We start from the raw sequence: 19,156 nt of genomic DNA on the forward strand, positions 1-19,156 counted from the left end.
GCCTCCCCGGTCCGCCGTGTGCACGCCGGGGAGCGTGCGGACGTCCTCACGCGCGGGCCCGTGTGGTGGGCCGCACGCCCAGCCCGGCGCGGTCGGAGGCCCGGACGGTCCCGTCGGCGCCGCCGATGCCCTGCCAGGGGTCGTGGGCCAGCAGCAGGTGGCCGTCGAGGTCGACCCAGCGGGCCCGGTCGACGAGGTGGACGGCGGGAGCGATGCCGAGCGAACTGGCGGTCAGGCAGCCGAGCATGACCTCGGTACCGCTGCCGCGCAGGGCCTCGCAGATCCGCAGTGCGGCGAACACCCCGCCGCACTTGGCGAGTTTGACGTTGACGCCGTGCACCCGGCCGGCCAGCCGGACGGCGTCCCGGCGGCTGACGGCGTCCTCGTCCGCGATCACCGGGAGCGGGGAGTCCGCGGCCAGGGCCGCCAGTGCGTCGTGATCGCCGGGGGCGATCGGCTGCTCGACGGCCGACACCCCGAGGGCGGCGAACCGTGGCAGCAACTCCCGGGCCCGGGCAACGCTCCAGGCACCGTTGGGGTCGAGCAGCAGCCGGGCCGACGGCGCGGCGGCCCGGACGGCCCCGACCCTGGCGAGATCCTCGGCCGGGTCGGCGGCGCCCGCCTTGACCTTGAGCACGGTGAACCCGGCGGCGGCCAGCCGGATGGCCAGGGCGGCGGCCCGGGCCGGTGCGGTGATGCCGATCGTCCGCGCGGTGGCGGCGGCCGGGGCGGCGGCCGCGCCGAGCAGCCGGTAGGCCGGCCGCCCGGCCCGCCTGCCGGCCAGGTCGAGCAGCGCGGCCTCCAGCGCGGCGGTCACGCCGGGGGCGAGTCCGGCGAGGAGTGCGGTGCCGTTCCCCAGCTGCTCGACGGCGGCTTCGGGTGCGGCCATGGCTTCGATCAGCGGCCGTGCCGATGCGAGTTGACGATGGATCAGCTCGGTCGGCAGGCCGAGGTAGTGGCTGCTGACCACCTCGCCCGCGCCGCTCAGCCCGTCCTGCCGGAGGGTGACCACGACGGCGTCCCGGGCGGCCGTCACGGACCGGGAGATCCGCAGCGGCTCGGCCAGCCGCAGGCGTACGGTACGGGTCTCCATCCTCATCGCCGCGCCCCCAGGGGGTCGATGACCGTCCGGCAGCGGGCCCAGCCGGCCACCTCGGCGGCGCCGGGGTGCGGGATCTCCACCGGGTGGACGGCCGCGTGCTCGGGGCCGAGGCGGTGGGTACGGCAGTAGGCGTCGTCGTAGATGGTCCCCAGGTAGCGGTGCGGTCCGTCGGGGAAGACGGTGGCCACGGCCGCGCCCGGGTCGACGCGCGCCGCCCAGGCGGCGACCAGGGCCACCGCGCCGGTGCTCCAGCCGCCGCTGACGAAGGAGTCCGCGGCGAGCCGGCGGCAGGCGTCCGCGGCCTCGGCCGGGCCGACCCAGTGCACCTCGTCGAAGGACCGATGGGCGACGTTGCGGGGGTGGATGCTGCTGCCGAGTCCGCGCATCAGGCGGGCCCTGGCAGGCTGGCCGAAGATGGCCGAGCCGACCGCGTCGACGCCGATCACCCGCAGGCCGGGCCAGCGTCGGCGCAGCGGGCCGATCAGGCCGGCGCTGTGTCCGCCGGTGCCGACGCTGCAGACCAGGGTGTCCAGGTGGTCGATCCGGCCGATGATCTCCTGCGCCATGGAGTGGTAGCCCGCCGCGTTGTCGGGGTTGTTGTACTGGTCCGGCCAGTAGGCGTGGGGGTGGCGCCGGAGCACCTGGCGCAGCCGGGCGAGCCGGGCCGCCTGCCAGCCGCCCTGTCGGGCCGGCCGTTCGACGATCTCCAGCGCGGCGCCGTACGAGCGCAGCAACTGCCGCATCGAGGGCTCGAGTTCTGCGTCCCCGACGAGGACCACCGGGTGCCCGAGGGCCTGTCCGGCGAAGGCGAGGCCGATCCCCAGGGTGCCCGAGGTGGACTCCACGACCGTCGCGCCGGGCCGCAGTTCGCCGCGTACGTGGGCGCCGCGCAGCATGGCCACGGCCGAGCGGGCCTTCATCCCGCCCGCGCCGAGGTACTCCAGCTTCGCCCAGAAGCCGGGCTGCGGGAACGGCAGCGCGGTGCGGATGCGGGCCATCGGTGTGCGTCCGAGCAGGGGCAGCAGGTCAGGATTGGCCGGGTACGCCAGGTCGGCGGTGGCCGTGGGCGCGCTCACCGCCCGCCGCCGGTGCGTCGGTCGGCGCCCGGCCTGCCGTCGGCTCGGTGCCCGCGGCCGGGACCGCCGTAGCGGTGTACGACGCCGGGCCCGCCGTCGAGCCAGAAGAAGGGGTACGGCTCGGCGCACACCGCGCTCACGCCGTGGCCGAGGAACCGCGGGAGCACCGCGCTGCCGCTCTGGGCGAACATCACCAGCGGTTTGCCGGTCCGCCGGGCATGGTCGAGGAAGGTGTCGAAGCTGCCGTTGCCGAGGGTCATCCCGGAGACCAGCAGCGCGTCGCAGGCGCCGAGTTGTTCGACGGCGTCGGTGTGCACGGGCTCGCCCCACTCGGTGGTGCCGCCCTTGAGGTCGCAGGGCAGGTAGCCGACGCCGTGCTCCCGCAGCTGCTCCAGCAGGGAGTTGACCACGCCGACCACCAGGACGGTCCGCACCCGCCGCAGCGGCAGCAGTTCCACCACGGCCCGCGCCCGGGCCCGGGACTTGGCGAGCGAGTCCCCGGCCGGCAGCGGGTACGGCCGCGCGCCGTTGCCGGGGGAGTGCGGCCGGGCCACCATCAGCAGCGCGTCCAGGGCCGCCACCCGGACCGCGGGCAGCGGGTGGGCGAGCAACTCGCCGAGGCCGGCGCCCGCGCAGTCGTCCAGCGTCGACGCGGTGAGGGTGCCGGGCTCCACGGCGCAGGAGCCGACCGCCGGCCCGAGCCGCAGGCCGAGCACCTCGTTGCGGTAGCCGCCGGCCCGGCTCCGGTGCCGGACGGCCTGGGTGGTGGTGAAGGCCACGGCGACGCGCTGCCGCGCCGGGTCGAGGCCGAAGCCGCCGGCGAGCGCCTGGCCGACCAGGGTGTCCAGGTGGCTCATGCCGGGACCTCCGCCCGGGCCCGGTAGCCGACCGTGAGCCGGTCGACCAGCTGGGCGGCCCGCCGGCCGGCACGGCCGCCGTCGGCGCCGGTGGTCATCACATGGCCGAGGTACTCGTTGTTGCTGGTGGCCCGGCGCACCGCCCGGCCGGGGTCGGCGAGTTCCAGCTCCAGTACGGACGGGTCCTGCCGGACGTGCTCCGCGCCCTCGACGTGGCTGAGCTCGCCTTCGCGGTCCGGCAGCAGGAAGGCGACGGCGGCGCCGGTGACCCCGGTCGGGCGGGCGGTCAGCTCGGGTTCGCGGCCGAGCGCGACGTCCACGCACGCGGCGGCCAGGTCGACCCCGGTGACCCGTCGGATCAGCTCGGTGATCCGGTTGCCGGCCGGGCGCGGGTTGACCTCGATGACGCGCGGGCCGTCCGGGGTCAGCTTGAGTTCGGTGTGCGCGACCACCTGGTCGAGTCCGAGGGCTCGGACGGCCGCGACGGCGGTGTCGGCCGCGGCGCCGGCGACGGCCGGGGTGAGGTCGGCCGGGAAGTGGTGCCCGGTCTCGATGAAGGCGGGGGCGCCGGCGACGGTCTTCCCGGTCACACCGACCACGTGCGTGCGTCCGCCGGAGGTGACGGTCTCGACGCTGACCTCGGGCCCGGTGAGCAACTCCTCCAGCAGGACGGCTGGTTCGCGCAGCTGACCGCGTGCGTTGACGGGGAACGCCGCGAGTGCCCGGTACGCGTCGGCGAGTTGCGCCTCGTCCGCGATCTCGCGGACGTACATGCCGGCGCAGAGGTCGACCGGTTTGAGCACCAGCGGGTAGCCGATCTCCCGGGCGGCGGCGGCCGTGGCGGGCCAGTGCCGGCAGAGCGCGTGGCGGGCGCCGGGCACGCCGGCCGCGGTCAGCCGGTCGCGGGTGAGGTCCTTGCGGCAGGCCGCCAGGACGGCGTCCGGGTGCGGGCCGGGCAGGCCGAGTCGGGTGGCGACGGCGGCCACCGCGGGGAGGTAGTAGTCGCAGGAGGAGACCACGGCGTCGAACCGGAGGACGCCGTGCAGCTGTTCGACGCGGGGGAGCAGTGCCTGCGGGTCGTTGGTCTCGGCGGTGAGGATGTTCTCGGCCGCGAGCAGCGGGTGCGGGCCTGCGCCGGGTGGGTGGCGGAGGTAGTGGGCCAGGTCGCGGGTGAGGAAGCTGAAGCGGTGCCCGCCCTCGGCGACGGCCCTCGGCAGGAGCCGGCTCATGGAGCCGACCCAGCTCTCGATCACCAGTAGATGTGCCATGTGTTCCCTCTCGGTGGGGGCGCCCGGTGCGGCGGCGCCTGGGAGAACCTAATCCAAAAGCGTTGTCATTTTCAATAACCGTCGAACGGCGATGGTTCTCATGCGTCCCGTCCGGGGGTCGATGCGAGTCGGGAGCCGTCCGATCGTCCGGAGAACCGAATGAGCGGTAGTCATAAAAGCCGCTTCGTATACGGCTGGGCGTTGCGGCAGAGGCCGGCGCGCCGGGGGCCTGCGGCCGTGCGACTCGCCGGACGGGCCGTTGTCGACCGTCCGTCCCGCCGGCCCTCGGCGTCGACATCCGCCCGTCCCGGTCCGGGGTGATCGGCTCGCCGTCCTCTTGCCGGAGGCCTGATGATGCGTCAATCTTGCGTCTGATATGTGCACTTGACGGAAAATCAGCAATGAATCCCGATGGGGCAGTGGGCGGATTCGCATACGGACCGAGGGGGGCCGATGATGGCAGGCCGGCATGTGTACCGGGGACTGGCAGCGGTGGCAGCGGCGTTGGCGCTCGGCGCGGGCGGCGCAGTGCCGGCCGCGGCCGGCGCTCCGGAGGGTGTGGTGCGGGGCGCGGGGGTGCCCGGCACGGTGCCCGGCAGTTACCTGGTGCTGCTCGACCCGCAGGCCGCCAAGTCGGTGGCGGGGCAGGGCACCGCGCTCACCGCGCACTACGGCGGTACCGTCCGGCGGACCTTCGACTCGGCGCTGCACGGATTCTCCGCCGGGCTCACCGAACGCCAGGCGCGACGGCTGGCGGCGGATCCTGCGGTCGCCGAGGTGGTCCAGAACCGCAAGGTCTCCCTCGACGCGAGCCAGCCGGCGCCGCCCTCCTGGGGGTTGGACCGGATCGACCAGAAGCGCCCGCCGATGACCGACCGCTTCGACTACCCGGCCACCGCCGGGCAGGGCGTCACCGCGTACATCGTCGACACCGGGGTCCGGATCACCCACGAGGATTTCGGCGGCCGGGCCTCGTACGGCTTCGACGCGGTGGACGGGGACGCCGAGGCCGACGACGGCCACGGGCACGGCACCCACGTGGCCGCCACCGTGGCCGGTGCGACCTACGGCGTGGCCAAGAAGGCCTCGGTGGTGGCGGTGCGGGTCCTCGACGACTGGGGCTCGGGCACGGTGGAGGGGGTCGTCGCGGGGATCGACTGGGTGACCGCCCACGCCGTCAAGCCCGCCGTGGTCAACCTGAGTCTCGGCGGGGATCCGGACGATGTCCTGGACACCGCCGTCCGCAATTCCATCGCCTCGGGCCTGACCTACACCGTCGCGGCGGGCAACGACGGGGTCGACGCCTCGCAGCACTCGCCCGCCCGGGTGCCGACGGCCATCACCGTCGGGGCGACCGCGAGCGACGACCGGGCCTCCCGGTTCTCCAACTACGGCCCGCTGGTGGATCTCTACGCCCCGGGCACGGACATCACCTCGGCCGGGATCGTCCACGACGAGGACTCGACCACCATGTCGGGGACCTCGATGGCCTCCCCGCACGCCGCGGGCGCCGCCGCCCTCTACCTGGCGGACCACCGCACGGCCACGCCGGCCCAGGTCGCCGCCGCGCTGACCTCGTCCGCCACCGTGGGGTCCCTGCGTGACCTGGTCGAGGGCACGCCCGACCGGCTGCTGTACACCGGGAGCATCCCGAACCGCCCACCCGGCCCGCGTTTCACCAACGCCGTGGACGTCCCGATCGAGGAGGCCCCGATCGAGTCGCGGATCACCGTGACGGGTGTCCCGGGCCGCGGCCCGGCCGACCTCGACATCGCGGTCGACCTGCCCCACCAGTATCCGGACGACCTGGTGCTCGACCTGCTCGCCCCCGACGGCACGGCCTACCGGCTCAAGGGCGTCGAATTCACCAGTGGTTGGGACGAGGGCGTCCACACCGTCTTCGGCGTCGACGCCTCCGGGCGGACGGCCGACGGCGTGTGGCGGCTGCGGGTGACCGGCGGTTCGGAGTACTTCTCCGGCTACCTCGACAGCTGGGCCCTGCAGTTCTGACGGCGACCCGTCTGCGCGGTTGCCCGGTTGCCCGGTTGCGAGGCCGCGCGACCGGGCAACCGGGCAACGGGAACAGCGGCTCGCGCCGGGAATAGGCGGCGGGCCGGGGAGACTTGTCCTGTGACATGACTGCCACCTCGTTCGACCCGCGCACGCTGCTCGGGGAAAGCCGGCTCGGAGTCCTCGCCACCATCAAGTCGGACGGCCGCCCCCAGTTGTCCCCGGTCATGCCGTTCTACGACCGCGAGGCCGAGGTCCTCTACGTTTCGATGACCGAGGGCCGGGCCAAGACGGCGAACCTCAGGCGGGACCCGCGGGCCGCGCTGGAGGTCACCAGCCCCGGCGGGCTCTCCTGGGCGACCGCCGAGGGCGAGGTGACGCTCACCGGGCCGGGGACGGATCCGGACGGCCCGGAGGTCGAGGCGCTGGTGCGCTACTACCGCACCGCCGCCGGTGAGCACCCGGACTGGGACGAGTACCGGGCGGCGATGGTCGCCGACCGCCGGGTGCTGATGACGATGAAGGTCGACCGCGTGTACGGCGCCCAGGTCGGCTGATGCCGGCGGGGCGCCGCCGCCAGGGGGCTCCCGCCGGCCGGCCGGAGCCCCCGCCTCAGTCCCGCCGCAGGAAGGCCGCGACCCGGGCCCGCCGCCGCCGCCGCGCCTGCTGCCGCCGCCACTGCCGGAGCGTCAGTACGACGAGCCCGGCCAGCGGCAGCGCCAGCAGGGCGCCCCACCGGGCGGCCAGCCGCGCGCCGGCCAGGGCGGGGTGCTCCGGGGCCTGTTGCACGGGGTCGGGGTCGGGGTCGTCATGGCCCGGTGTCGTCGTCGGGGCGTGGACGAGGGAGCCGACCGGCGCGGCCCGGGCCCGGGCCGCGAACCCCCAGTCGAGCAGTTTCCCGGTCTCGTCGTAGACGGCGTTGGACTTGCCGCTCTGCGGGTTGAGGACGGTCGCGACCAGCGTGTGGCCGTCCCGGGCGGCCGCCGTGACCAGGGTGTTCCCGGCCTGCGCGGTGTAGCCGCTCTTGCCGGCGATCAGGCCCGGGTAGCGGGTGACGCCGTCGGTTCCCGCGAGCAGCCGGTTGCCGTTCTGGATCTGGAAGGACGGGACGGGCGCGCCCTTGGCGTCCCGCCCGCCGGGGAACTGGGCGACCTTGGTGGCGGCGTAGCGGGTGAAGTCCGGATTGGCCAGCGCGGAGCGCAGGATCAGCGTCAGGTCGTAGGCCGAGGACACCTGCCCGGGGGCGTCGTAGCCGTCGGGGGAGACCACCCGGGTGTCCTGCGCGCCCAGCGTGTCGGCCAGGGTCTGCATGGCAGTGACCGCCGCCGGCACCCCGCCGTTCATCATGGCGAGGGTACGGACGGCGTCGTTGCCCGAGCGCAGCAGCACCCCCAGCCACAGGTCGGACACCTTGTAGGACTGCCCGGCCTGGATGCCGACCAGGCTGCTGCCGGCCCCGAGGCCGGTCAGTTCGGCGGCGGTCACCTTGTGCACGGTGTCCGGCGCCTGGCGGGGCAGCTCGGCGGCGGCGAACAGGGTCTTGAGCGTGCTGGCGGGCGGCAGCGGCCAGTGCGCGTTCTTCGCCGCCAGGACGTCCCCGGTGTCGATGTCGCTGATCATCCAGGCGAGTGCCGACAGCTCGGGCAGGGCGGTGGCGCCCGCCGGGTCGACCTGCACGCCGGGCTGCCCGAGCCGGGCCCCGCCGACCACGGACATGCCCGGCGGGGGCTGGCGCGGCGGTTGCACCTCGGCCCGGGCGGTCGCGACGGGTAGTACGGCGAGCACCCCGGCGCCCAAGGCGACGGCGGTGCGGGGCGGGAGGGTGCGGGGGAGTCCTGGGCGGCCCATGGACCACGGTAGGAACGCGCCGCGGACACCCGCAGCGCCGACTGGGCCACTCGGCGTAATCGCGCCGGCCCCGGGGTCGGCGGGGCACCGGGGCGCCTGCCCGCGGGCCCCGAGGCGGACGGGAACCCGCCCCCAGGCGGTGAAGGGAGTGATCAGGGGTCGACCCAGAGTGGCGGCCGGGGTGTCGTGCCGGGCAGGAGTAGGGTCGGAATGGCTCGGTTCGTCCGGGCGAGTGGCCCGAATGCCGCATTCGGGTGTGGCATGGGTCACGGCGTCGAAAATCGCCTGACGGACCGTCAAAACAACTGACGCACAGTCATATCACATGTGCGGCAGGGCATACATGGGCTGATGGATCGTCAGATCCGATTGATTGTGCGCCAGTTGACTGCATCGCCAGCCGGTCGTGCCGATCGCGGCCGGGCTAGTATCGATCGGGTTGCCCTGCTCCGACCTGGAGCGGAGCGCCCGGCCGGACTCGTTTTCGCAGTCCTCGAAGGCCTGGCACCGGTCCGTCGGCCGGCACGAGGGACGAGGAGCGAACCGCTTTCATGACGCACAGTCTCACACCGCAGAGCCTGAGCACGCCGGGGCCGACCGCGCCCGACCCGACCGCTGCGGGCCTCGACGCGCCCGCCGGGGCCACGCCGGGCCTGAAGCCGCTCACCGTCGCCCGGCTCGATCTGGCGCCGCTGGAGCTCGCGCCGCTGGAGCCCGTGGCGGCCGGCCCGGCACCTCAGGACCTCGCGGCGCCGGTGGATGCCACCGGGGCCGAAGCGGCTTCCGGCGGGCTCGCGCTCTTTCCCGGACGCCCCGCCCCCGCGCCGCGGACCCTGGTGGACCTGCTGGACGACACGGTGCGGAGCCACCCGAACGAGCCCGCCCTCGACGACGGCCGCACCGCGCTCAGCTACCGGGCGCTGGCCGCCGAGGTCGAGACCATGCGCAAGCGGCTGGTCGCCGCGGGCGTGGCCGTCGGCGACCGGGTCGGGGTGCGCGTCCCCTCGGGTACGAACGACCTGTACGTCTGCATCCTCGCCGTCCTCGCCGCCGGCGCCGCCTACGTCCCGGTGGACGCCGAGGACCCGGACGAGCGCGCGGCCCTGGTGTTCGGCGAGGCCGCCGTCAGCGCCGTCCTCGGCGCCGGCCGCAGCATCACCCCGACCGGCAGCATCACCCCGACCGGCACCGGCACCCCGTCCGGTACCGGCGCCCCCGCCACGGAGGGCGCCCCGGCCGCCGCGCCCGGCCGTCCGGGACCGGGCGACGACGCCTGGATCATCTTCACCTCCGGCTCCACCGGCAAGCCCAAGGGCGTCGCCGTCACCCACCGCAACGCCGCCGCATTCGTCGACGCCGAGGCCGCGCTCTTCCTCCAGGACGAGCCGATCGGGCCCGGCGACCGGGTGATGGCGGGGCTCTCCGTCGCCTTCGACGCCTCCTGCGAGGAGATGTGGCTGGCCTGGCGGCACGGCGCCTGCCTGGTCCCCGTGCCGCGCTCCCAGGTGCGCAGCGGCGCCGACCTGGGCCCGTGGCTCGCCGAGCAGGAGATCACCGTGGTGTCCACGGTGCCGACCCTCGCCGCGCTCTGGCCGGCCGATGCGCTGATCGAGGTCCGACTGCTGATCTTCGGCGGCGAGGCCTGCCCGCCCGAGCTGGTGCAGCGGCTGGTCACCGAGGGCCGCGAGGTGTGGAACACCTACGGCCCGACCGAGGCCACCGTGGTCGCCTGCGCGTCCCTGATGACCGGCGACGGCCCGGTCAGGATCGGCCTGCCGCTGGACGGCTGGGAGCTGGCCGTCGTCGACGAGGCCGGCAACCCCGTCCCGATGGGCGCCACCGGCCAGCTGGTGATCGGCGGGGTCGGCCTGGCCCGCTACCTCGACGCCGAGAAGGACGCCGAGAAGTACGCCCCGCTCAAGTCGCTCGACTGGGAGCGCGCCTACCGCAGCGGCGACCTCGTCCAGGCCGAGCCCGAGGGCCTGCTCTTCCTCGGCCGCGCCGACGAGCAGATCAAGCTCGGCGGGCGCCGGATCGAGCTGGGCGAGGTGGACGCGGCCCTGCAGGCCCTGCCGGGCGTCGCCGGCGCCGCCGCGGCCGTCCGGACCGCCCGGGGTGGCAACCAGCTGCTGGTCGGCTACCTGGTCACCCAGGAGGGCTGGGACCACGCGGCGGCCGTCGAGCGGCTGCGTGCCGAGCTGCCCGCCGCCCTGGTGCCGCTGCTCGCCCCGGTCGACTCGCTGCCCACCCGCACCTCCGGCAAGGTGGACCGGGCGGCGCTGCCCTGGCCGCTGCCCGGCCTGGAGACCGGCGGGCCCGCCGAGCGGCTCTACGGCACCGAGGCCTGGCTGGCCGAGCAGTGGAGCGAGATCCTCGGCGTGCAGGTCACCGGCGCCCAGGACGACTTCTTCGCGATCGGCGGCTCCAGCCTCGCCGCCGCGCAGCTCACCACCCTGCTGCGGGCCCGCTACCCCTCGGCCGCCGTCCTCGACATCTACCAGCAGCCCGTGCTGCGCAAGCTGGCCCGCCACCTGGAGCGCTCCGCGCAGGGCGACGGCGCCACCCGCACCATCGCCCCCGTGCCGGCCCGCGCCAAGATCCTCCAGCTGCTGCTGATGCTGCCGCTGTTCACCCTGGTCGGACTGCGCTGGACGACCGCCCTGCTGGCGCTGGGAAACGTGCTGGCCTGGTTCGGCGGCTACCCGTGGGCGCCCACCGCCTCCTGGTGGGTGGTCGGCGCCGGCGCGGTGCTGCTGTTCAGCCCGCCGGGCAAGCTGGCCGTGTCGGCCGGCGGCGCCCGGCTGCTGCTACGCGGCCTGCGGCCCGGCAGCTACCCGCGCGGGGGCAGCACGCACCTGCGGCTGTGGACCGCCGAGCGGCTCGCCGAGCTGAGCGGGGCGACCTCGCTCTCCGGCGCCTGGCTGGTCCGCTACGGCCGGGCGCTGGGCGCCCGGATCGCCCCCGAGACCGACCTGCACTCGCTGCCGCCGGTCACCGGCATGCTCCGGCTCGGCCGGGGCTGCGCCGTCGAGGCCGAGGTCGACCTCTCCGGCTACTGGCTGGACGGCGACCGCCTGGAGGTCGGCACCGTCCGGGTCGGCTCCGGCGCCGTGGTCGGCACCCGCAGCACGCTCTTCCCCGGCTCCCGGGTCGGTAAGCGGGCCGAGGTCGCGCCCGGCTCGGGCGTCACCGGCCAGGTGCCGACCGGGCAGCGCTGGGGCGGCGCCCCCGCCAAGAAGCTCGGCAAGGCCGACCGGAGCTGGCCCAAGCAGCGCCCGCGCCGCCGGGCCCGCTGGGCGGCCGCCTACGGCGCCAGCGGCCTCGGTCTCAGTCTGCTGCCGGTGCTCTCCTCGCTGGCGGCCCTCGCCGTCGTCAGCGGGTTCGTCCGGCCCGGCGACAGCCTGGCGGACGCCCTGCGCGGCGCGCTGGTCGCGGTGCTGCCCGCCACCCTGGCCTTCGGCCTGACGTACGCGGTGCTGCTGGTGGCCGCCGTCCGGCTGCTGAGCGTGGGACTGCGCCCCGGCCACCACCCGCTGCACGGCCGGATCGGCTGGCAGGCCTGGACGGTCAGCCAGCTGATGGACCTCGCCCGGGAGACGCTCTTCCCGCTGTACGCGGGCCTGGTCACGCCGCTGTGGCTGCGGGCGCTCGGCATGAAGGTCGGCAGCGGGGCAGAGGTGTCGACGGTGCTGGCGCTGCCCAGCCTGACCACCGTCGGTGACGGAGCGTTCCTGGCCGACGACACCCTGATCGCGCCGTACGAGCTGGGCGGCGGCTGGCTGCGGCTCGGCGAGGCCGAGATCGGCGAGCGGGCCTTCCTCGGCAACTCCGGGATGACCGCGCCCGGGCGGGCCGTCCCGGACCGGGGCCTGGTCGGCGTGCTGTCCGCCACCCCGAAGAAGGCCAAGAAGGGCAGCTCCTACCTCGGCATGCCGCCGATGCGGCTGCCGCGCTCCGCCGCAGCCGGTGACCAGATCCTCACCTACGACCCGCCGGCCCGGCTGCTCTGGGCCCGTGGGCTGGTCGAGGTCTGCCGGCTGGTGCCGGTGCTGGCCTCCGCCGCGCTGGGCGTGCTGACCCTGGCCGGGCTGGCGTGGCTGGCCGCGGCGGGCTCCCCGCTGCTGGCAGCGCTGCTCTCCGGCGTGCTGCTGATCGCCGCCGGCACGGTGGCCTGCCTGGTGTCGATCGCCGCGAAGTGGCTGCTGGTCGGCCGGTTCCGCGCGGTCGAGCACCCGCTCTGGAGCGGTTTCGTCTGGCGCAACGAGCTGGCCGACACCTTCGTCGAGGTGCTGGCGGTGCCGTGGCTGATCGGCGCGGTGCCGGGCACGCCGGTGCTCAACCTGTGGCTCCGGGGCCTGGGGGCCAAGGTCGGCCGGGGCGTGTGGTGCGAGAGCTACTGGCTCCCGGAGGCGGACCTGGTCACCCTGGGCGACGGGGTCACCATCAACCGCGGCTGCGTCGTCCAGACCCACCTCTTTCACGACCGGATCATGCGGATGGATACTGTGATCCTTCGTGAGGGTGCCACGCTCGGCCCTGGCGGGATCGTCCTGCCGGGCAGTACCGTCGGGGCCCGGAGCACCTTGGGGCCGGCCTCGCTGGTGATGCGTGCCGAGTCCGTCCCGCCGGACTCCCGGTGGCTGGGCAACCCCATCGAGGCCTGGCAGGCGTAGCGGTCCCTCGGGTACCGCAGGGCCGTACGGCGGCACCGGCCCCGGCACGCCCGCCGCGCCGGGACGGGCGCCGCCCGACCGCACCCGCCGCAGACAGCACGACCGCCCACACAGCACGCCCGCAACCCGGAGCACACCCGCCCCGCACAGCACACACGCTCCACCCGCCCCACCCGCCCCACCCGCCCCACCCGCCCCACCCGCAAACGCAGAACACCGTACGCGGTACACCGCACGCCGCACAGCGCAGGTCAGAGATCGCAGGGAGTGTACGAACCGGTGAGTCCCAAGCAGCTGCCCGCCCCCGGCGTGGACACCTACTTCCCGGGACGCGGCGACGCCCGGTACCGGGTCCACCGCTACGAACTGGCACTGGACTACCGGCCCGGCCCCAACCGGCTCGGCGGCACCGCGCGGCTCAGCGCCGTCGCGGGCGCCGAGCCGCTGCGCGAGTTCGCGCTCGACCTGGCCGAGTTCCGGATCGGCCGGATCCTGGTGGACGGGCGGGCCGCGCACTACACCCACCGGGCCGGCAAGCTGCGGATCCGGCCGGCCAAGGCCCTCGCGGCCGGCGCCGCCTTCACGGTCGAGGTGCACTACACCGGCAACCCGAAGCCGGTCCGCAGCCAGTGGGGCGGCCTCGGCTGGGAGGAGCTGACCGACGGCGCGCTGGTCGCCAGCCAGCCCGTCGGCGCGCCGTCCTGGTACCCGTGCAACGACCGGCCGGCGGACAAGGCCTCGTACCAGATCTCGATCACCACGCCGTCGCCCTACACGGTGATCGTCGGCGGCCGGCTGCTCACCCGCACCACCCGTGCCTCCAGCACCACCTGGGTCTACGAGCAGGCGGCGCCCACCTCCAGCTACCTGGTGACGGTCTCGATCGGCCAGTACGAGACGCTGCGGGTCACCGACCCGGCCGCCGGGGTCGAGCCGCTGCGCCGGGTGCCGCAGACCGCTTACCTGCCCACCCCGCTGATGCCGCGGTTCACCCACGACTTCGGCCGCCAGCCCCAGATGATGCACCTCTTCGAGGAGCTCTTCGGGCCGTACCCGTTCGGCGAGTACGCGGTGGTCGTCGCGGACGAGGAGCTGGACGTCCCGTTCGAGGCGCAGGGGGTGTCCACCTTCGGGGCCAACCACCTGGACGGCATCCGGGGCTCCGAGCGGCTGGTCGCCCACGAGCTGGCCCACCAGTGGTTCGGCAACAGCGTGACGATCGCCGACTGGCGGCACATCTGGCTGAACGAGGGCTTCGCCAAGTACGCCGAGTGGCTCTGGGCCGAGCGCTCCGGCGGCCGCACGGCCGCTCAGCACGCGGCCACCGCGCACGGCAAGCTGGCCGCCCTGCCGCAGGACCTCCGGCTGGCCGACCCCGGCAAGAAGCTGATGTTCGACGACCGGCTCTACGAGCGCGGCGGGCTCACCGTGCACGCGCTGCGCTGCGAATTGGGCCACGAGGCGTTCTTCCGGATGGTCAAGGACTGGACCGCGATACACCGGCACGGCGTGGTCAGCACCGCCGACCTGGTCGCGCACGCCGGTCGCTACACCGACCGCCGGCTCGACGCCCTGCTCGACGCCTGGCTCTGGCAGGGCCCGCTGCCCCCGCTGCCGGTCGCCCCCTGAACCCTGATCGCTGAACCCTGATCGCTGAACCCTGATCGCTGAACCCGGGGCCGCCCGGCGGCTTGCGCCGGCCGCGCGGCCCCGGGACAGTGGCGGGATGACGACCGATGAGCGGGCGATGCTGGCGGTGGCGCTGGAGGAGGCCCGCCGCGGCCTCGCCGAGGGCGGGATCCCGGTCGGCGCGGCCCTCTTCGGCCCGGACGGGGTGCTGCTGGGCCGGGGCCGCAACCGCCGCGTCCAGGACGGCGACCCGTCCGTGCACGCCGAGACGGCGGCCTTCCGCGCGGCCGGTCGGCTCCGCGGCTACGGCCGGACGACCATGGTGACCACGCTCTCGCCCTGCTGGTACTGCAGCGGCCTGGTCCGCCAGTTCGGCATCGGCCGGATCGTGGTCGGGGAAGCCAGGACCTTCCACGGCGGGCACGACTGGCTGGCCGAGCACGGCGTGCGGGTGACGGTGCTGGACGACGAGGAGTGCGCCGCCCTGATGCGCGGCTTCGTCGCGGACCGCCCCGAGCTCTGGCACGAGGACATCGGCGAGTAGCGCGGCCGCCCCGCCCGCCGTACCGCGCCGCCCGCCGCACCGGGCGGCCGCCCCACGGGTGCCGTGCTGCCGGGGCCGCACGCCGTGCGGTTGACCAGTTGCCCGACGTCTCAGGCGTTCAGGGTGGTGATGTTCCACCAGCGTTCGTCGCCCAGGTCGAGGGTGACGGGTGCCGGTGCGCCCGTGGTGCGGCGCAGCAGCGCGTCGTAGCTGTGGGCGGGCAGCGGGCGGGTGGTCCAGGGCAGGCCGTCGTGGCCGGCGTCGGGGACGGCGGGGATGCTCAGCTCCAGGGCGCTCGCCAGGTCGGTCTGGGTCACCCCGTCCGGCACCCGCTGCAGGGTGATGATCTGCTCGAAGTGCGGGCGCTGGACCAGGCGGTGGGTCAGGTGGGCCTCCTCGCCCTTCCCGAACAGCAGGTAGGTGAGGTGCGTCGGGAACGGCTCGTCGCTGAAGCGGCGGAAGTTCAGGACCCGCCGGATCCGCGCGGTGAAGCCGCCCGAGATGGGTTCCCAGATGCGGTCCTCGCCGTTGCCGGTCTGGGTGACCCGGTCCAGCCGGGCCGGGTACTCGGTCACCGAGCCGTCGCCGATCGGCGGCAGCACCATGTTCTCGGTGTTGCGCACCGCGTGCCAGCTCGCGGGGCGGTCGGCCTGGTCCTTGAGGTAGATGTCGACGATGTCGGTGGGCAGGTCGTACTCCACGAGCACCTGGTAGCGGTGCTCGGCCATCCCGAACATGGCCAGGTGGTGCCCGAAAACGGTGTCCTTGCCGGCCAGGATGAAGGAGTGGACCGAGGGGTCCTCGTGGTCGTGGTCGTGACGTGTCGTCATGCCGGATCCTTTCGTGAGGGGTTCTGCGGGGGTGGGGGTAGGAGGTGGCGCCGTCGCCAGAACGGCCGCTCGCTCCAGCGGCCCTCGGCGGCGTACACCATGTGGTGGTTGCGTCGGTATGCGGCGAGCACCGCGGTCACCTCGGCGTGGTAGGCGTCGAGGGCGCCGGGGTCGCCGCCGAGGTGGGCGTGGACGGCCGCCGCCCCGGTCCCACCGGTGTGCAGAGCGGTGAGGATGCCCTGCGAGGAGACCGGGTCGAAGGCCGCGACGGCGTCCCCGACGGCGGTCCAGCCCGGGCCGCTGGGCCGGTCGAGGTGGGCCGAGTGGGCGGGCGCCCGGCGGGGGCGGCCCGGACCGGGCGGCGGATGGGCGCCGGCGCGGGCCGCGATGTGTCCGGTGGTGTCCAGCAGCCGCAGGAAGCCGTCCCGGGTGCGTAGTTCGCAGGGCGCGAGGTCGGTGTCGGTGAAGTACGCGAGCAGGCGTCGTCCGCCCGGCAGCAGCGTGGTGTACCACCAGCCGTCCTCGGCGGCCTCCACCAGCGAGGAGCTCTCGCCGGGGCGGCCGCGCGGGTCGGGGTCGAGTTCCAGGCAGGTGGCGAACAGCCGGTCGTCCGGGTGTCTTTTCGCCGGACCGGCCGCGACCGACCCGCGACCGACCCGGGCTCCGGGGGTTCGGAGGGCGCGGACGAGCGCCCGGCGGCGGCCGGTGGCGTCCACCAACCAGTCGCAGCGGACGGTGCGCTCCGCCGCCGTCCCGCGCAGGGCGACCAGCCAACCGCCGTCCCGGTGGTGCTCGGCCGGGCGGACCGTCGTACAGGTGGCGGCCTCGGCGCCGGCCGCCGCGGCCGCCTCGCGCAGCCGGTGGTCGAAGCGCCCGCGGTCCAGGTGCCAGCCCGGCCCGTTCGGGTCACGGATGAAGTCCGTGCCGTGCAGGGCGGGCGAGCCCCAGGAGGACAGGTTGGCGTAGCAGGGCAGGTGCCCGGTGGCGAGCGGGAGGTCACCGGCGCCGAGGTCGCGCAGGAGCACCCGGGCGACCGAGGGCAGGGCCTCGCCGACCTTGGCCGGCCCGTTGCCGGCGTCGGCGAGCAGGACGCGCCGCCCGGCCCGGGCCAGGGTGAGCGCGGCGGTGGCCCCGGCCGGGCCGCCGCCCGCGACCACCACGTCGTAGTGGCCGTCCCCGCCGCTTCGGCGGGCCGCCATCAGGCGTCGTCGCGGTGGCGCGCGACCTTGTCGATGTAGCCGGCCGTGACCTCTTCGGCGGTGTAGCCGCTGACCGCGATCGCCTGCTCGATGGCGGCCGTGGCCAGCGCCGGGTCGGCGGCCTGCGGGACGTGCAGGGTGACCAGGTTCTGGGTGTGCGGCACGCCTGTCAGGTCGATGGACGGCGTGGACTCGACCTGGATCCGCTCGGGGAAGCCCGGCGCGCCCTCGCGGACCTCGACGATCCCGAGCCGGAACCAGTCGTCGATCATCTGGTTGAGCTGCTCCTGGTTCTGCCCCCGCAGGCCGCGCAGCCACACCGCCCGCCGCTCGAAGGCCTCCTCACGCTCGGAGGACGGCCGGCCCTGGTCCACGACGATCCGGTAGTCGTCGTCGGTGAGTACGTGGTTGGGCACCCGGGCGGGCCAGAAGGTCGGCAGGTAGGGGTCGTGCCGGGGGTTGAGGGCCAGCTCGTAGCCGGATCGGCAGCTGGCGGTGTCGGCCTGCCAGGGCACGGCCATCCACCGGGTGAGGGCGCCCGGGGGCTGGGCGAACAGCGGCCCGTTCACCGCCAGTGCCTCCTCCGGGGAGAGCACCGTGCCGTAGCAGGGCTCCGGCTGGTCGGAGGGGCGGTGGCGGATCCGGAACGGCGCCATGTACATCGTGGCGTGCCGGATCGGCCAGGTGACCTCGCAGCCCGGATGGAAGGCGTCGGCGAGACAGAAGTCCAGTGCCGCGCGGTCCAGCGCGCCGGGCCGCTCGCCGAGCGGCAGCTCGTCGAGCTCGCGCGGCGGCGGTACGGAGCCCAGGGCGTCCCAGTCGTCCTCGAACTCGCCCTGCGCCCAGAGCTGGAACATCTTGTACTGGGTGGGGGAGAGGGCCATGTGCTGGAGCTCGGTCCGCGGCGGCACGGTCATGCCGTCGCCGTACAGCCACGGCCAGGGGACCGGCGAGGTGCCGTCGGTGGCGAAGTCCCGCAGCGCGTCGAAGACCACCTGCCGCAGCGGGCGGTGGGCCCGGCCGGCGTCGCTGAGCCGGGCGAGCAGCTCCGGGGTGAAGGAGTGGCCCGCGCCGCGGTGGCCGAAGTGGGCGGCGAAACCCTGGTTCACCCACTGGTGTTCGTCGAAGCGGCGCAGCAGCGGGGCGATGTCCCGGGTGAAGGAGACCCGCTCGGGGAAGGGCAGCGAGCCGTTGCTGACGAACACGTCGAACAGCAGGTCGAAGAGGGTGCGGATGCCCTTGAGCGCCGGCGCGTAGTTCGGCGGGGCGACCGCCACCCAGGCCGGGTCGACGGGGATCTCGCGGCCGCCGACGGTGACGGTCGCGGTGACCGGGCCGTCGCCGGTGTCGTCGTGCCAACCGTCGTTGTTGGCGAAGGTGTTGACCGGCCGGCCGTCCCAGGAGGCGGACGCGCCGAAGCCGCCGAGGACCAGCAGGCGGCCGTCCTCGTCGGTGCGCAGCTCGCCGAGGTAGACCTCCTTGCTCATGAAGGTGCCGTTGCGGAACTGGTAGTCCGGGCCGGCCGTGCGGCGTCCGGTGATCTCGATCGGGCCCCCGTCGATGACCAGGTCCTTGCGGCGGTCCCCGGTGATGTCCGCGTTGCGCAGCGCGGACGGCTTGGCGAACGCGGCGTCCGGGATGTCCAGGGCGAGCTGGAACTGGTACCAGGCGGCCTTCTGGTTCGCCAGGTGCGCCGTCCAGCGGATCTCGGCGTTGTCGGCGGTGAGTTCGGCGACGGCCTCACCCTGCGCGTTGTAGCCGTAGATCCGGAACCGCGCCGCCTCGCGTTTGATCGCGCCCGCGGCGTCCTTGTAGTAGCCGGGTTCCTGCGGGAGCGGGTCGGGAACCTCGGGTGCGAGGTAGTACTCCTCGGGGGAGTTGCCGACCCGGGCGAACCCGATGGCGGGGTGGATGGCTGCGCGGACGATTTCGTCTGACATCTGGCCTGCCTCCAGCGATGGCGATGGCGTGGTCCCGCCCCGAGGGGACGGTTCGTCAACGAACGCTAGGGCAAGTGGGCGCCGTCCAGTCGGACGGACACGACCAATCACTCCCGGGGGTGAACTCCGACGACGGCATGCTCGCCCCACCGCAGGAGGCCGAGGTCCTGTTGCAGGGCG

13 protein-coding genes are annotated in these 19,156 nt (G+C 74.8%); 5 read left to right on the plus strand and 8 right to left on the minus strand.

Annotated elements, in window-relative coordinates:
* Positions 1-46: 46 nt before the first annotated feature.
* Genes OG689_RS35650 through OG689_RS35665 form a run of 4 tightly spaced genes read right to left on the minus strand, consistent with a single transcriptional unit; the run spans position 47 to position 4,303 of the window.
* On the minus strand, positions 47-1,099 hold the full coding sequence (locus OG689_RS35650; RefSeq protein ID WP_266325304.1) for an enolase C-terminal domain-like protein: 1,053 nt from the start codon (positions 1,097-1,099) through the stop codon (positions 47-49).
* Positions 1,096-2,178, minus strand: coding sequence for a pyridoxal-phosphate dependent enzyme (locus OG689_RS35655; RefSeq protein ID WP_266325306.1), 1,083 nt, complete (start codon positions 2,176-2,178; stop codon positions 1,096-1,098). The genes OG689_RS35650 and OG689_RS35655 overlap by 4 nt, the downstream gene beginning before the upstream one ends.
* The gene (locus OG689_RS35660; RefSeq protein WP_266325308.1) at positions 2,175-3,035 is read right to left on the minus strand and encodes a DUF364 domain-containing protein; all 861 of its coding nucleotides are present in this window, start codon (positions 3,033-3,035) and stop codon (positions 2,175-2,177) included. Before OG689_RS35660 ends, OG689_RS35655 begins: the two co-directional genes overlap by 4 nt.
* Positions 3,032-4,303 carry an ATP-grasp domain-containing protein gene (locus OG689_RS35665; protein ID WP_266325310.1) on the minus strand — a complete coding sequence of 424 codons (1,272 nt, stop codon included), beginning with the start codon at positions 4,301-4,303 and terminating at the stop codon, positions 3,032-3,034. The genes OG689_RS35660 and OG689_RS35665 overlap by 4 nt, the downstream gene beginning before the upstream one ends.
* Before the next feature lie 492 nt (positions 4,304-4,795).
* Between OG689_RS35665 and OG689_RS35670 the strand changes: the two genes are divergently transcribed.
* Entirely contained in the window at positions 4,796-6,313 is a 1,518-nt protein-coding gene (locus OG689_RS35670; protein ID WP_323189357.1) for a S8 family serine peptidase, read from the plus strand.
* A 125-nt stretch (positions 6,314-6,438) separates the two neighbouring features.
* Entirely contained in the window at positions 6,439-6,870 is a 432-nt protein-coding gene (locus OG689_RS35675) for a PPOX class F420-dependent oxidoreductase (RefSeq protein ID WP_266325314.1), read from the plus strand.
* A gap of 55 nt (positions 6,871-6,925) precedes the next feature.
* Here the strand turns inward: OG689_RS35675 and OG689_RS35680 are convergent, their stop codons facing one another.
* Entirely contained in the window at positions 6,926-8,098 is a 1,173-nt protein-coding gene (locus tag OG689_RS35680) for a serine hydrolase (RefSeq protein ID WP_266325316.1), read from the minus strand.
* 614 nt (positions 8,099-8,712) lie between these two features.
* On the opposite strand from OG689_RS35680, the gene OG689_RS35685 reads away from it, so the two are divergent.
* The 3 genes from OG689_RS35685 to OG689_RS35695 all read left to right on the plus strand — a co-directional run bounded on the left by OG689_RS35685 (position 8,713) and on the right by OG689_RS35695 (position 15,007).
* Positions 8,713-12,834: a Pls/PosA family non-ribosomal peptide synthetase gene (locus OG689_RS35685; RefSeq protein WP_266325318.1), complete on the plus strand. Its 4,122-nt coding sequence runs from the start codon at positions 8,713-8,715 to the stop codon at positions 12,832-12,834.
* Between the two features lie 279 nt (positions 12,835-13,113).
* Complete coding sequence (locus tag OG689_RS35690) at positions 13,114-14,463, plus strand: M1 family metallopeptidase (RefSeq protein WP_266325320.1); 1,350 nt, start codon at positions 13,114-13,116, stop codon at positions 14,461-14,463.
* A gap of 97 nt (positions 14,464-14,560) precedes the next feature.
* A complete protein-coding gene (locus tag OG689_RS35695) occupies positions 14,561-15,007 on the plus strand; it encodes a nucleoside deaminase (protein WP_266325322.1) in 447 nt (148 codons plus the stop codon).
* A 110-nt stretch (positions 15,008-15,117) separates the two neighbouring features.
* Here OG689_RS35695 and OG689_RS35700 read toward each other — a convergent pair whose 3' ends face one another.
* From OG689_RS35700 to OG689_RS35710, 3 genes are read right to left on the minus strand one after another with little or no spacing between them, the layout of a single operon-like run.
* Positions 15,118-15,837 (minus strand): hypothetical protein, encoded by a 720-nt coding sequence (locus tag OG689_RS35700; RefSeq protein ID WP_266325324.1) that lies wholly within the window; start codon positions 15,835-15,837, stop codon positions 15,118-15,120.
* Positions 15,834-17,036, minus strand: coding sequence for a tryptophan 7-halogenase (locus tag OG689_RS35705; RefSeq protein ID WP_266325326.1), 1,203 nt, complete (start codon positions 17,034-17,036; stop codon positions 15,834-15,836). Before OG689_RS35705 ends, OG689_RS35700 begins: the two co-directional genes overlap by 4 nt.
* Complete coding sequence (locus OG689_RS35710; RefSeq protein ID WP_266325328.1) at positions 17,036-18,976, minus strand: LodA/GoxA family CTQ-dependent oxidase; 1,941 nt, start codon at positions 18,974-18,976, stop codon at positions 17,036-17,038. Before OG689_RS35710 ends, OG689_RS35705 begins: the two co-directional genes overlap by 1 nt.
* Positions 18,977-19,156 lie beyond the last annotated feature (180 nt).

The sequence above is a fragment of the Kitasatospora sp. NBC_00240 genome (genome assembly GCF_026342405.1).
Taxonomy (GTDB): Bacteria; Actinomycetota; Actinomycetes; order Streptomycetales; family Streptomycetaceae; genus Kitasatospora.